At 64.7% G+C, this 12,711-nt stretch carries 13 protein-coding genes; 5 read left to right on the forward strand and 8 right to left on the reverse strand.

Translation table 11 applies throughout. From position 1 onward, the window contains the following. The first annotated feature begins 92 nt into the window (after window positions 1-92). Window positions 93-2,036, forward strand: a complete 1,944-nt coding sequence (locus METLW4_RS0105245) for a CopD family protein (protein WP_018265156.1) — start codon at window positions 93-95, stop codon at window positions 2,034-2,036. 133 nt (window positions 2,037-2,169) lie between these two features. Continuing rightward, complete coding sequence (locus tag METLW4_RS0105250) at window positions 2,170-2,787, forward strand: copper chaperone PCu(A)C (protein WP_018265157.1); 618 nt, start codon at window positions 2,170-2,172, stop codon at window positions 2,785-2,787. A 44-nt stretch (window positions 2,788-2,831) separates the two neighbouring features. Here the strand turns inward: METLW4_RS0105250 and METLW4_RS0105255 are convergent, their stop codons facing one another. Continuing rightward, window positions 2,832-3,071 (reverse strand): hypothetical protein, encoded by a 240-nt coding sequence (locus METLW4_RS0105255; protein WP_026191267.1) that lies wholly within the window; start codon window positions 3,069-3,071, stop codon window positions 2,832-2,834. A 168-nt stretch (window positions 3,072-3,239) separates the two neighbouring features. Next, window positions 3,240-4,463 carry a glycosyltransferase family 87 protein gene (locus METLW4_RS0105260; RefSeq protein WP_018265159.1) on the reverse strand — a complete coding sequence of 408 codons (1,224 nt, stop codon included), beginning with the start codon at window positions 4,461-4,463 and terminating at the stop codon, window positions 3,240-3,242. Between the two features lie 176 nt (window positions 4,464-4,639). Here METLW4_RS0105260 and METLW4_RS0105265 point away from each other — a divergent pair, with 176 nt between their 5' ends. Together METLW4_RS0105265 and METLW4_RS0105270 are read left to right on the forward strand one after the other, a co-directional pair. After that, the gene (locus tag METLW4_RS0105265; protein WP_018265160.1) at window positions 4,640-5,842 is read left to right on the forward strand and encodes a pyridoxal phosphate-dependent aminotransferase; all 1,203 of its coding nucleotides are present in this window, start codon (window positions 4,640-4,642) and stop codon (window positions 5,840-5,842) included. 91 nt (window positions 5,843-5,933) lie between these two features. Then, the gene (locus tag METLW4_RS0105270) at window positions 5,934-6,191 is read left to right on the forward strand and encodes a coiled-coil domain-containing protein (protein ID WP_018265161.1); all 258 of its coding nucleotides are present in this window, start codon (window positions 5,934-5,936) and stop codon (window positions 6,189-6,191) included. A gap of 7 nt (window positions 6,192-6,198) precedes the next feature. Here METLW4_RS0105270 and METLW4_RS27650 read toward each other — a convergent pair whose 3' ends face one another. From METLW4_RS27650 to METLW4_RS24050, 3 genes are all read right to left on the reverse strand, one after another. After that, the gene (locus tag METLW4_RS27650) at window positions 6,199-6,795 is read right to left on the reverse strand and encodes an imm11 family protein (RefSeq protein WP_157234912.1); all 597 of its coding nucleotides are present in this window, start codon (window positions 6,793-6,795) and stop codon (window positions 6,199-6,201) included. 123 nt (window positions 6,796-6,918) lie between these two features. After that, the gene (locus tag METLW4_RS0105290) at window positions 6,919-7,518 is read right to left on the reverse strand and encodes a superoxide dismutase (RefSeq protein ID WP_018265165.1); all 600 of its coding nucleotides are present in this window, start codon (window positions 7,516-7,518) and stop codon (window positions 6,919-6,921) included. Window positions 7,519-7,704: 186 nt separating this feature from the next. Continuing rightward, complete coding sequence (locus METLW4_RS24050) at window positions 7,705-8,343, reverse strand: hypothetical protein (protein WP_018265166.1); 639 nt, start codon at window positions 8,341-8,343, stop codon at window positions 7,705-7,707. A gap of 344 nt (window positions 8,344-8,687) precedes the next feature. Between METLW4_RS24050 and METLW4_RS0105300 the strand changes: the two genes are divergently transcribed. Beyond that, window positions 8,688-9,215, forward strand: a complete 528-nt coding sequence (locus tag METLW4_RS0105300; RefSeq protein ID WP_018265167.1) for a hypothetical protein — start codon at window positions 8,688-8,690, stop codon at window positions 9,213-9,215. A gap of 6 nt (window positions 9,216-9,221) precedes the next feature. On the opposite strand, the gene xth is transcribed toward METLW4_RS0105300, so the two are convergent. The 3 genes from xth to METLW4_RS0105315 all read right to left on the reverse strand — a co-directional run bounded on the left by xth (window position 9,222) and on the right by METLW4_RS0105315 (window position 12,671). After that, window positions 9,222-10,022 (reverse strand): exodeoxyribonuclease III, encoded by an 801-nt coding sequence (gene xth, locus METLW4_RS0105305; protein WP_018265168.1) that lies wholly within the window; start codon window positions 10,020-10,022, stop codon window positions 9,222-9,224. Between the two features lie 42 nt (window positions 10,023-10,064). Continuing rightward, window positions 10,065-11,144, reverse strand: coding sequence for a YcjF family protein (locus METLW4_RS0105310; protein ID WP_018265169.1), 1,080 nt, complete (start codon window positions 11,142-11,144; stop codon window positions 10,065-10,067). 165 nt (window positions 11,145-11,309) lie between these two features. Beyond that, window positions 11,310-12,671 carry an HTH domain-containing protein gene (locus METLW4_RS0105315; RefSeq protein WP_018265170.1) on the reverse strand — a complete coding sequence of 454 codons (1,362 nt, stop codon included), beginning with the start codon at window positions 12,669-12,671 and terminating at the stop codon, window positions 11,310-11,312. Window positions 12,672-12,711: the final 40 nt, after the last annotated feature.

Here is a 12,711-nt window from a genome sequence, read left to right on the forward strand (position 1 = left end):
CTGGCTCACGAGCAACTTTAAAAAATAAAGCGGGCGGCGCCGATCGGCGGGGCGCCGCGCCGCGCTCGCGAGCGTAACGGAAGTCGAAATCAATGGAATTGGCGACGCTTCGCTTCGTGGAGAGCGTTCTTTCCGCTCTCGCCGTCGGACTATTGCTGCTGCCCCGCCTCATCGAGGAGGATGGCGCGCGCTTCAAGAAAGTGATCGCGGGCGCCGCGGTCTTGCGCCTGCTGTTCGGCTTCGGCCTCATCGTCGCGACGGCGCGCAACATCATCCCTGCGGGCCGTCCGGTCGATTCCGACGCGCTGCTGCAGTTCATCTCCGGCACGGTGATCGGCAAGGCTTGGGTGGCGACGCAGATTCTCGCGGCGGTCTTCGCCGGGGCGACGCTGGCGCGCTTGCGGGTCTCCAATCTCTGGCTCGATCGCGCGACGCTCGGGCTCGGGCTCGCCGTGCTCGCCGTCGTTTCCGTCACCGGCCATGCGGTGGACGACAGCCTGCCGATCTACACGCAGCTGAGCTTCCCCTTCCACACGCTGGCGGGCCTCACCTGGATCGGCGGCCTGCTCGGCCTCGTCTATTGGATGCTGACAGGCCGCGGCAAGCCGCCGGAGGTCGCTTGGCGACTCGCCGAGCGCTGGTCGCTCGTCGCCAAGGGCGCGATGGTCATCGTGCTCATCAGCGGCCTCATCCTCGCGTGGGAGACGGTCGGCAGCTTCGGCTTCATGCTGGCGACGCCCTACGGCCGTCTGCTCAGCGTCAAGCTGGCGCTGCTCTGCGCCGCTCTGCTGCTGGCACTCTCGCTGGCGCGCTATCTGACGCTCGGCTCCTCGAAGAAGGATTTCGATCTCGGCTGGTATGCGAAAATCGGCGGCTTCGAGGGCGGCTGCGCGCTCGGCCTCTTGTTCATCGCCGGCTGGATCGCCACCATCACGCCGGCGGCGCATGAGAACAACGTCTATTGGCCGCTGCCTTTCCGCGTGACCTATGCCGGCACCTGGGGTCTCAAGGTCACGCCCTGGATCGATCCCACCTGGCAATGGGGCGTCGCCGGAGCGGCGCTGGCGGTGGCCGCGGCCTTGGCCTGGCTCGCGCCGGCGCTGGTCGCGGCCGTGGGCTTCACGCCTTTGCCGCAGCTACGCGATTGGCGAAAATATTCGACTGCGGCGCTGGCGCTGGCCGCGGCGGTCTGTGGAACAGTCTCGCTTTCGGTGCAGGCCTATCCCGAGACCTACACCGATCCGCCCATCGCTTACACGGCGGCCTCTGTGAAGCGCGGCTTCGAGACCTTCCAGGCCAATTGCATCCCCTGTCACGGCGTGACCGGCGAAGGCAATGGACCCATGGCCAAGGATCTCAAGGTTCCGCCCGCCGATCTCACCGCGCCGCATGTCGCGACGCATACGCTCGGCGATATTTTCCATTGGCTGACCTATGGCGGGCAGAGCGGCGTCATGCCGCCTTTCGCCGACGCCATAGGCGAGGACGAGCGCTGGGATCTCATCAATTTTCTCACGGTTCTGTCCAACTCCAATCAGTCGCGCTTCTTGAGTCCCAAGGGCGTCATTCCTTGGCTGGTCGCGCCCAATTTCGCGCTGGAGGATCCAAAGGGCGAGATCGACGACCTCGAGAAGCTGCGCGGCGTGCCGACGCTCGTCTCCTTCGCGCGCTGCAAGCCGGAGGACGCCGATTTCGCCGATCGCGTCGCGAGCCTGAAGGCCGCCGCCGAGACGGTGAAGGCGATGGGCGCGCATCATGTCGCCGATTATTTCGGCGAATGCCCGGCCGATCCGAACGCGCTGACGCCGAGCCATCCCGACGCCACAGAGCTCACCTATTCGATCATCAACCATTATCTCGACGAGCCGGTCGTCAATGAGATCCCGGAAGGGCATTTCCTCATCGATCGTTCCGGCTATGTGAGAGCCCGCTTCCGCCATTTCGGGACCGACGACGGCAATCTCGCTCTGCTGAAGGCGCAAATCGCGCTGACGGCGAAGGAGCCCGTCGTCTACGTCTCCCCGCATCAGCACTGAGCGGGCGAAGAAATGGCGCGCAATTCGTCGCATGGTCGCGATGCGGCGAAACGAGGCCGCGAGAGCCTCGCCGAGAAAAGAGCGACGAATGCAGCCGACGAGCTTTTCGTCGGGCTAGTTAGGGAGAACGCACATGATGATCAAGCGGCGTGATCTGTTGGCGGCGGGCGGCGCTCTATTGGGCGGCGCTGCGTTCGGCGCGTTGACTCCGATGCGCTCGGCGCAGGCTCATGAATATGAGCTCGGCAAGCTGACGATCGAGCATCCCTGGGTGCGCGCGCCCAAGGACGGCGAGACGACGGCGTATTTCTACGCCTTCATCCACAATAAGGGCGGCGCGGACACGCTCATCGCGGTGAAGTCGCCGAATATCGGCAAGGTGACGCTGCATGCGGACGCCAAGCATACGGTTGCCGAAGGCGGCATCGCCATCGCGGCCGACAAGACGACGACGCTCTCGCCCGAAGGCGCGCATGTCGTGCTCGCCGAGGTGAAGAAGATCAATCCCGTCGGCTGGGGAATCGAGCTCGTTCTCGTGTTCGAGAAGGCGGGCGAGGTGACTGTCGACGCGGCGGTCGATGCGCCCGACGCCAAGCATGCGCATGACGCGGAGGCGCTGCAGCGTTGGGAAAAGGCCCATCCAGAAGGCGGCGAGGCCAAGCCGGCCGAGCATACCGGCCATGACCATGACCACCACGATCACGATCATCACGATCATGATCACCACGAAGAGCCGGCCAAGAAGCCGTAACGCTACGCTCGGGCGGAGCCGCGCAGCGCGCGGCTCCGTGGCCGTCAGTCGACGCCGACCAGCCGGCCGATATAGATATCGCCGGCGTCTGAGGAGATGGCGGGGGTCGGCGGCGAGCTCCGCGGCGCGTTCAGCGGCAGCGCGAAGCCCAGGATGAAGGCCGCGAGCGCCATTGCGGCGACGAGAATGAGTGAAACTCTGAACTGACGACGAGCCGATTCCGGGTCGAAGCTGCGCGTGAAAGCCGGCTCCATACGGTCTTCGAACTTATCCACCAACGACATGACGCACCCTCTCCGGGACGCTCCCCCGAACGTCCGACGCGTCGCGACCGCTCCCACGATCGTTCGGCGAAGAATAAACGGCGGCGCCGCCCAAAAAGTTTCACGCCTCGAGCAACGGGCGCCGATTTTTTTCGCGAAGTGAATTTTTTGTGGTCGTCCGGCCGTCGATCATAGCGATGGGGCGGCGCCCGCGTGGCGAAAACATGCGTCGCGCGAATTTGAGAGAATTATCGTGAACAACGCCGCCATCGTGACCGCGCCGAGGGGCAGCGCCGCCGCCGCCGCTATGGGACGCGCCGCGAGCGGAATGACGAAAGCCGCGGCGAGCGCGCTCTTCATATAAGGACCGAAGCCGCGTTCGAGCCCGCAGGAGACGAGCAGCGCGAGAGCGGGCGCGAGCGCCGTCATATCGTAGTCGAGACAATAGGGCGTCGTGAGGAATGTCGCGACGATCGCCCCGGCGGCCTTGGCGCGATAATCGGCGCCGCTGCGCCACAGCCACACGAGCGCGGCGAGGGTCGTCGTCGTGACCAGAGCCTGCGCGGCATAGGCCGTCCCAATATCGGCGCCGAGCAGGCGCGCCGCCGCGAAGACGCTTTGGATTTTCGGAAAGCCGGCCGCGCCGCGCTCGACGACGAGATCGCGCGTGACGTCGAGATTTTGCGCGAAGGCGATCCAGCTCTCCGGCCCGAAGACGAGGAGGCTGGCGAGCGTCGTCACGAGCAGCGCGGCGGCGGCCGAGGCGAGCGCGCGCCAATATCCGCCGACGATGAGCGCGACCGGCAACGCCAGCGCGAATTGCGGCTTATAGGCGAGCAGCGCGAAAGAGACGCCGGCGAGCGCCGGGCGCTGCGGCAGGGCGAGAAAGCCGAAGCCGAGCAGAGCGGCGGTCAGGAATCCGTTCTGCCCATGGCCGAGATTGACGAGCGTCGCCGGAAAGGCCAGCGCCAGAAGCGCGACGCGCCAGGGCGGCGCAGTGGAGCCGCGCATCAGCGCGAGCACGGCGAGGAGATAGAGGGCGAGCGTCGCCATCTGCCAGACGGCGAGCGCCTGGAGATAGGGCAGATGCGCGAGCGCCGCCGCCGGCGCGAGGAAATAGGGCGGGTAGTGCCAGCCATAGACGTCGCTGTCGGCGCCGAATTCGGCGCGTTGCGCGGCGATGTGGCGCTGCAGATCGAAAGGCGTCTCGGGATGGCCGCGCAAGGTCTCGAGGCCGGCGACCCACACTTGGCTGAAATCCGTGCCCAGCGGATGGCCATTGGCGTCGAAGCGGCCCTGCGCCGTCATCAGAACGGCGGCGATGCAGCCGGCCGAGAGCAGCAGCAGCATCAGCGGATAGACGCGCAGACGCTCCGCGTCGAGCCAATCGCCGCTGCGCAGCTTCTCCCACATGTCGAGTCTCCCTAGGCCCCGGCGCGAGCGGAGCAGGGCGACTCTAGAAGGGAGAGGTTAATCGCTTCGTTTCGACGCGGGGGCGGAGACGGATTTTCGATTGCCGGGCGCCGCTGCGGCGTCTATCTTCGAGACCGCGATTGTGCAGCGCACACATGCCCAGAGGAGTTCCCCAAATGGCCTTTATCGCCGACGCTTTGTCACGCGTGAAACCTTCCGCCACGATCGCCGTGACGCAGAAGGCGCGTGACCTCAAAGCGCAGGGCAGGGAGGTCATCTCGCTCTCGGTGGGCGAGCCGGACTTCGACACGCCGACGCATATTTGCGACGCCGCCGTCGAGGCGATCCGCCGCGGCGAGACGCGCTATCCGCCGGTGCTCGGCATTCCGCAGCTGCGCGAGGCCGTGGCCAAGAAGTTCAAGCGCGAGAACGGCCTCGACTACAAGGCCTCGGACGTCATCGTCGCCACCGGCGGCAAGCACATTCTCTTCAACGCCTTTCTGGCGACGATCAATCCCGGCGACGAGGTGATCGTCCCGGCTCCCTATTGGGTCAGCTATCCCGAGATGGTCGCGATTTGCGGCGGAACCACCGTCTTCGTCGACACGACGATGGAGCATGGCTTCAAGCTGCAGGCGGCGGACCTCGAGCGCGCCATCACGCCGCGCACCAAATGGCTGGTGCTGAACTCGCCCTCCAACCCGTCCGGCGCCGCCTATACGCATGACGAGCTGAAACAGGTCGCCGAAGTGCTGCTGCGCCATCCGCAGGTGCATATTCTCACCGACGACATCTATGAGCATCTGGTCTATGGCGATTTCAAATTCGCCACCATCGCGCAGGTGGAGCCCGGCCTCTTCGACCGCACGCTGACGATGAACGGCGTCTCCAAAGCCTATGCGATGACCGGCTGGCGCATCGGCTTCGCCGCCGGCCCCGCCGCGCTCATCAAGGCGATGGACATGCTGCAGGGCCAGCAGACCTCTGGCGCCTGCTCCATTGCGCAATGGGCGGCGCTCTCGGCGCTGGAAGGTCCGCAGGATCATCTCGCCGTGTTCCGCAAAGCGTTTCAGGAGCGGCGCGATCTCGTCGTCTCCATGCTCGGCCAGGCGAAATATCTGCAATGCCCGTCGCCCGAGGGCGCGTTCTACGTCTTCCCCTCCTGCAAGGAGGCGATCGGCCGCAAGACGCCGGAGGGCAAGGTGATCGAGAGCGACGTGGATTTCGTCACCGCTCTCTTGGAGGCGGAAGGCGTCGCAGTGGTGCAGGGCTCGGCCTTCGGCACGGGACCGAATTTCCGCGTGTCCTATGCGGCGTCGAACGCGACGCTGGAGGACGCCTGCACGAAGATACAGAGGTTCTGCGCGAGCTTGGTCTGAACGAGAGCGAGCGTCGGAAAGACGCCTCGCCACAGAGCGAGAACCGCGCTATTTGTAAGAGACATCTCGTCCTCGCGAGGAGCTTCTTTCTGTGAGCGTTGCATTCGACACGCTGAAATTCGTCGAAAAGCTCGAGGCGGGCGGGTTCACGCATGAGCAGGCGAAAGCGGCTGCCGAAGCCTTTGCCGAGGCGACGAGTCAGGAACTCGCCACCAAGACGGACATATTGGCGGTTCGCTCCGAAATTCGAGAATTGGAGCTACCCATGACCGTGAAGCTCGGCGGTCTGACTGTCGTCGCGACCGGCATTATTCTAGCGGCGATACGGTACTTGCCGGGCGCGCATTGATTTGCATTCAGACCTCGTCTGCGACTCCGAGATCGAATTCCCCAAAGCCCGCTTCTTTTATTCGCCTATACAATTCATTGGATATAAATAGAAACGAGTGAGTCGTCTGCTTGTCTCGCCAAAGATGAAAATTACGCGCGTTTTGCCGACGAATTTTTAATGGATGGAGTGAGCCTGCACGATAAAGGCGATCGCCATTATTGAGAGTCGAATATCTTCCTTCCACGATCGCATCAACGAGTCGACAGGCATTGAGAATGTAGCGACGCGGCTCTCGGAGCGTTCCGTCGACATCATAGATGTCGACGGGGAAAAATTGGTGCACGCCCGGCTCGAGCGCCTCGATGAGGTCGCGCACCTGGACGCTCAGACAGGGAGCCCCGCCAGAAACAAACGAAATATCAGGATTATGAGGTGAGAAGTCCTCTTCAGGGACATAGTCTGCGCGCAAAACCGATTGCGGCTGAGCTTCCGGCCGAATGCGTTCACCGACCACATTCTGCCATGTCATGAATTTTTGCCCTGCCGCGAATTCTTCACGCACCTCGCACCAAGGATAGGGCGATGGGTGCTGTTCGAGACTTGCGCTGATCACATATGCCACGGCATTTGCTCCGGGCGATTTCAAATGGCTGGAGCTATGGTCTCGACTTCGTCGGCGAGTGCAAGCGGCGATTTGGAAATTTGACGGCGGCGACGCATCGCGCCGCCGCCGTATGAAACTGTCTTACTTCGTCGCGGCCTCGTAGAGCTCCTCGACATATTCCCAATTCACGAGATGCTCGAGGAAGGCCTTGAGGAAGTCGGCGCGGCGGTTGCGGTAGTCGATGTAATAGGCGTGTTCCCACACATCGGCGACCAGCAGCGGCTTGGCGCCGAACACCAGCGGGTTCTCGGCGTTCGGGGTCTTGCGCACGGCGAGCTTGCCGTCCTTGATCTCGAGCCACACCCAGCCGGAGCCGAACTGGCCGAGACCCTGGGTCTGGAACTCTTCCTTGAACTTGTCGACCGAGCCGAAGGACTCGACGATCGCCTTCTCGACCTTGGCGGGAATCGCGCCGCCACCATTCGGCTTCAGCCACTTCCAATATTCGGAGTGGTTGTAGATCTGCGCCACATTGTTGAAGATCGGCACGTTCTTGCCGTAGGAGGCGACGATGACCTCCTCGATCGGCTTACCCTCGAACTCGGTGCCTTTGATCAGATTATTGGCGTTGGTGACATAGGTCGCATGATGCTTGTCGTGGTGATACTCGAAGGATTCCTTCGACAAATAAGGCTGCAGCGCATCATAGGCGTAGGGAAGGTCGGGAAGGGTGAAGGTCATAATCCTTGCTCCTGACTGGGGTTCGCGAGCGCAGCATTCTCCGCTCGCCTCTACCTAGAACCCGGCAGGGCTCCAAGCAATCTCGCACGGCCGCAGTCTAACAATTTTCGTGCAAAGCTCGGACGACAAGCGCATTCCGGGCGCGAAAAAACCCGCCCGATCGGATCGGGCGGGTGGGGAAGCCGGCTATTCGGCCTGATGCAGCGCGGCGCCATGCGCCGGCTCCGTCGGCCGTCGCCGCCAGGCGATCAGCCAGAGGCCGGCGGAAAGCCCGAGGAAGCCGATCCCATAGAGAACATATTCGATCGTGTTCCACAGGCTGAGCACGCCGACGCGGAAGGGAAAGCGCGAACTCCACTCATGCCCATCGCGATCGGCGACGGTGATGATGGCCACATAATTTCCCGCCTCCTTGAAGTCGTGCTCGAAGGTCATGGTCGCGTTGCGCTGTGTCTTCGGCGGCGCGTAGAATTGCGTCGCCGCCTCTATATCGGCTCCTTCGCCGCCCTCCTTGACGATGCGCACGCCGATGGCGATGTCGCGCACATCCACGGCCGGGGCGGGCGGCGCGGAAGACGGCGCCTGATTCTGCGCCATGTAGGAATCGGGCTGGCGACCCAATTCTATAGCGGTCAGCGCGATTACCGTCGGACCCGTCTGGGCGATGTCGTCGCAGAATTCTTCCGGCTCGCCCTTTCGCTGATAGCCGATGAAATGCACTTTCACCGGCCCGACCGTCGTCACGCATTCGTCCTGCTCGAGCTTTACTCCTCCATGAGCGAAAGCATTTTCAGCCATCGCCGAAGCGAGAAGAAAGGTGAGCATAAATAAGCTACGCCTCGAAGAGCGCGTATCCATGGTTTCGACTCCCCTGAATTAGGCGGATCGTCGCCGCTTTCCGTCCGAGAGACGTTTGTCTCTACTTTTGATGTCTGTATTCATATCGTCGAATTCCATGTGGCGTTACGACGCATATATGTTGTTTTCTACGGGCTTGAATATTATGTGCAGGCGCCGGTCGACGAAGGGCGCCGCGGGCCTCCACAATCGCGCCGGAATTGTCGCGCCGAATGCAGCGCGAAAACCGTCGGAGCGGCGCGCGAGCCGGCGTGCTAACAAGCGTTCGGCGGCGTGATCTTTGTCGCCATGTGAGATCGAAGAGGCGGAACATGCGGAGCGTCTGGTTCTTTCGGCTGACGCGTTGGGGCGTTTTCGGGCTCGGCGCGGCGCTCGCGGCGTGGGGCGTCGCGGCCATGTTCGAGGGCTGGGACAAAATCCAGATCGAGCGTGGCTGGAGCCTGTTCATCGCGGGCGCGGTGGCGCTCTCCGGCGGCGTGGTGACTGTGGCGATCGCCGCCGCTCTGTCGCGTCTCGACCACGCGCTCGCGACATTCTCTCCGCAGGCGCCGCGCGTCGACGCTCCGGCGCCCGCTCCCGTGATATCGCAGCCGGCCCCGGCGCCGGAGATGGAGCCGCCGCCGGCGATGGCCCCGCCGACCGCCATGGCGCCGCCGCCGGGCTTCGAAGCCTATGCGCCCAAGCGCTATGTCGAGGCGGAACCGGTCGAGGTCGACCGCTATGAGAATGGCGGCGCGCTCTATGTGATGTTTTCCGACGGCTCGGTCGAGATTCGCGGCGAGGGCCGCGTGCGGCGCTTCGCCTCGCTCTCCGAGCTGCGGGCGCAGGTCAACGCCTGACTCGTTTCAGACCGCCAGCGAGATCGTCACCGGCACATGGTCCGAGGGGCGCGTCCAATTGCGCGCCTCGCGCAGCACATGCATCTGCTGCAGCGTTTCGGAGAGCGCCTCGCTCGCCCAAATATGATCGAGCCGGCGGCCGCGGTCGGATTTCTCCCAATCCGAGGCGCGATAGCTCCACCACGTATAGAGCTTCTCCTCCTTGGGCACGAAGCGGCGCATCGCGTCGATCCAGCGTCCCGCGTCGATGACGCGGCCGAGCTTCTCCACCTCGATCGGCGTATGGCTCACCACTTGGAGCAGCGCCTTATGGCTCCAGACGTCCTGCTCCAGCGGCGCGATATTGAGGTCGCCGGCCAGCACCACGCGGCCGTCGGTCACGCGGTCGCGCGCGATCCATTCGGCCATCTCGTCCAGAAAATCGAGCTTATGGGCGAATTTCGGATTGATCTCGCGATTGGGCTCGTCGCCGCCGGCCGGCACGTAGAAATTATGGATCGTGACCGGCGTTCCGCCATTGGGGACGCCGACCGACACATGGCGGGCGTCGCCTTTCTCGCAGAAATCGCGCGTCTCCAGCAGCTCCAGCGGCTGCTTCGAGACGATGGCGACGCCGTGATAGCCCTTCTGGCCATTGATGGCGAAATGCTCATAGCCGAGCGCGCGAAAATCCGAATAGGGGAATTCGGCGTTGCGGCACTTGGTCTCCTGCAGGCAGATGACGTCCGGCGCGTGCTCCTTCAAGAATTGCGCGACGATCGGCATGCGCAGGCGCACGGAATTGATGTTCCAGGTGGTGATCTTCATCCGCTTGTCTTCTCGAGAGGGAAAATCCGCGCCGCCATATCGTCAGCCGCCGCTGCTGCGGTCGCCGAACAAGAAAGGCGCCACATCGGCGACGCCGGGGGCCTTTTCGGCGCTGAAGGGCATGGGCCGGCAGACCGCCATGGCCGAGAGGCCGACGCGCGCGGTCAAGAGGCCGTTGAGCACGCCCTCGCCGAGCTTGGCGGAGAGCTTGGCGGCGATGCCATGGCCGACCACCTGCTGCAGCAGCGAATCGCCGATGGCGAGGCCGCCGGTGATGGCGAGATGCGCGCCGACCGAGCGCGCGAGCTTGAAGAAGCCCAGCATTCCCGGTCGGCCGCCATAGATTTCCGCGATGCGGCGCATCAGCCGTATCGCCTGCGCGGCGACGAACAGCACGTCGAGCAGAGCGCGCGGGCTGACCGTGGTGACGATGGAGACGCGCTTGGAGGCGTCGGCGATCTCGCGCCGCGCCTGCGCGTCCAGCGGATGCGCGATATGGCGCTCGGCGAGATCGACGAGATCGCGCCCATCGATGATCTGCTGCGAGAACTCCAGCACCAGCGCGCGCGCGCGGCCGGTCTCGGGGCGATCCTCATAGAGCTTGCACAGCTCCTTCACATGCTCACGCGCGGCTTTGATGTCGTCGCGAAGCCGCGCCTCGGCGAGGGCGATATGCAGCTTGGCGATGCGATTCTGCCGCGCGATGGCGGCGATCTCCTTGGCCAGCATCGCCGCCGCGGCGACGAGCGCCAGGCCGGCGAGCGCGAGCCCGACAGTTCCGAGCATGGCCGAATGCGCGAAAAGGTCCTCGACCAGATTGGTGAGCCACATGCCGGCGGCCAGCGACAGCAGCCCGCCCACGGCCGAGACGAACAATCCGCCCCAGGAGACCAGCATGCTGCGGAGCACGCCGCGCTTCTGCGCGGCCTCGATCGCCTTCTCTTCCTCGACGAAGTCGCGCGGGGCGGTCTCGGCCTCGAGCGCGAAGACGTCGATCTGCGCCTCGAAGACGCTGGGCTGGGCTCGTTCCGCCTCCTGCGGCTTCGCGCTTTTGGGGGGGACGATCTGCTCGCCGTCGAGGCGGAAGGCGCGCGGGCGCGGTCTGCGTTCTGGTTCCGTCATCTCTGTCGCTTCGATGGCGCTTTCGCCCCGCAGCTTTCTAGCGCATGGGGGGCGGCTCCGCTCGGGAAAATTGCCGCCCGCGCAGAGCTCTCGACAGAAAACATCGGAGGCGGGGCCATCTCGCCCCGCCGACAGCGCTCTGGTCTCAGGCGGGAGCTCAGGGTCTCAGGCGGGAGCCCATGCCTGCCGCGCGGCGAGCTTCTCATTGTGCTCGAGGGCGCGCAGCCGCGCCGGGCGATTCTCGAGGCCGGCCCAATAGGCCTCGAACTCCGGCCGCTTCTCCAGCACGCCGAAGCGCATGCCGAAGCCGATCATCGAGCCGAGATAGACATCGGCCGCGCTGAAGGCATCGCCGGCGATATAGCGCCGCCCCGCCAGCGCTTTCGCCAGAGTGTCCAGCACGGCGGCGTATGAGCCGTAGCCGAAGCTCCGCTGCCTGTCCGCGGCCGGGTCCCAGCCGACGGAATGATTGCTCATCGCCGGCTCCACGCAGCCGGCGGCGAAGAACAGCCAGCGATAATAGGCGCTGCGCTCGGCCGTCGGCGGCGCGAGGCCGGCCTGCGGAAAGGCGTCGGCGAGATAGGCGCAGATGGCCGCGGCCTCCGTCACCACCTTGTCTCCGTGGCGGATCGCCGGCACCTTGCCCATGGGGTTGATGGCGAGGAACTCGGGCGATTTGATCGTGGTCCCATATTCCTGGATCTCGACGGAATAGGGCGCGCCGATCTCCTCGAGCAGCCAATGCACGATCATGCCGCGCGATTGCGGATTGGTGTAGAAAACGATCTTCGACATAGAATCTCCTTTCGCGGTCGGGGACGCGAGACGTCCATAAGCCGACACGCTGTCAGATTCTGTCAGCATCGAGCGCCGCCACTCCTTTTGCAGCGTCTGGCGTCGGCGCGGCGGGCGCTCCTCCAGCATTTCCGCCGCCTCGATGCGATCCGCGCGGAAATGGCGAAAATCGCCTCTCAGCTCGCACCAGGCGACGAGCACGCGGGCCGATTCGAAAAAGCCGAGCGCCACCGGCCAGACGACGCGCCTCGTGCGCGCGCCTTTGCCGTCGGCGTAAGAGATGGCGAGCTTGCGCTCCTCGCGCAGGGCGCGGCGCAGCAGCTTCAGCTCGGCGACATGCGCGCGCGACCAAGGCGGGCCGACGATCAGCGCGTCGTCCGACGTGCACGACCGCCCTTGCGGGAGCACGGCGGAAATTTTCGCCATCGCGCTCTGCGCGGCGCGCGAAAGTCCGTCGTCGGTGCGCTGCGCCACCCATTTGGCGCCGAGCTCCAGCGCCTCGATCTCTTCCTCGGAGAACATCAGCGGCGGCATCAGAAAGCCGGGCCGCAGGACATAGCCGACGCCCGGCTCGCCCTCGATCTCCGCGCCCATGGCCTGCAGCGCCGCGATATCGCGATAGAGCGTGCGCAAGGAGACGCCGGCCGCGCGCGCGAGCTCGGCGCCGCTGACCGGGCGTCGGCGCCCGCGCAGGAGCTGCAAGAGTTCGAAGAGGCGGCCGGCGCGCGACATGGGACGTGATGCTAGCACGGGACGCGGAGCGGTTCGCGAT

It is taken from the genome of Methylosinus sp. LW4 (assembly GCF_000379125.1).
Classification (GTDB): Bacteria; Pseudomonadota; Alphaproteobacteria; order Rhizobiales; family Beijerinckiaceae; genus Methylosinus.

Coding starts and splice junctions, on each gene's coding strand:
- METLW4_RS0105245 (WP_018265156.1), top strand. CDS start 93: ATGGAATTGGCGACGCTTCGCTTCGTGGAGAGCGTTCTTTCCGCTCTC.
- METLW4_RS0105250 (WP_018265157.1), top strand. CDS start 2,170: ATGATGATCAAGCGGCGTGATCTGTTGGCGGCGGGCGGCGCTCTATTG.
- METLW4_RS0105255 (WP_026191267.1), bottom strand. CDS start 3,071: ATGTCGTTGGTGGATAAGTTCGAAGACCGTATGGAGCCGGCTTTCACG.
- METLW4_RS0105260 (WP_018265159.1), bottom strand. CDS start 4,463: ATGTGGGAGAAGCTGCGCAGCGGCGATTGGCTCGACGCGGAGCGTCTG.
- METLW4_RS0105265 (WP_018265160.1), top strand. CDS start 4,640: ATGGCCTTTATCGCCGACGCTTTGTCACGCGTGAAACCTTCCGCCACG.
- METLW4_RS0105290 (WP_018265165.1), bottom strand. CDS start 7,518: ATGACCTTCACCCTTCCCGACCTTCCCTACGCCTATGATGCGCTGCAG.
- METLW4_RS24050 (WP_018265166.1), bottom strand. CDS start 8,343: ATGCTCACCTTTCTTCTCGCTTCGGCGATGGCTGAAAATGCTTTCGCT.
- METLW4_RS0105300 (WP_018265167.1), top strand. CDS start 8,688: ATGCGGAGCGTCTGGTTCTTTCGGCTGACGCGTTGGGGCGTTTTCGGG.
- xth (WP_018265168.1), bottom strand. CDS start 10,022: ATGAAGATCACCACCTGGAACATCAATTCCGTGCGCCTGCGCATGCCG.
- METLW4_RS0105310 (WP_018265169.1), bottom strand. CDS start 11,144: ATGACGGAACCAGAACGCAGACCGCGCCCGCGCGCCTTCCGCCTCGAC.
- METLW4_RS0105315 (WP_018265170.1), bottom strand. CDS start 12,671: ATGTCGCGCGCCGGCCGCCTCTTCGAACTCTTGCAGCTCCTGCGCGGG.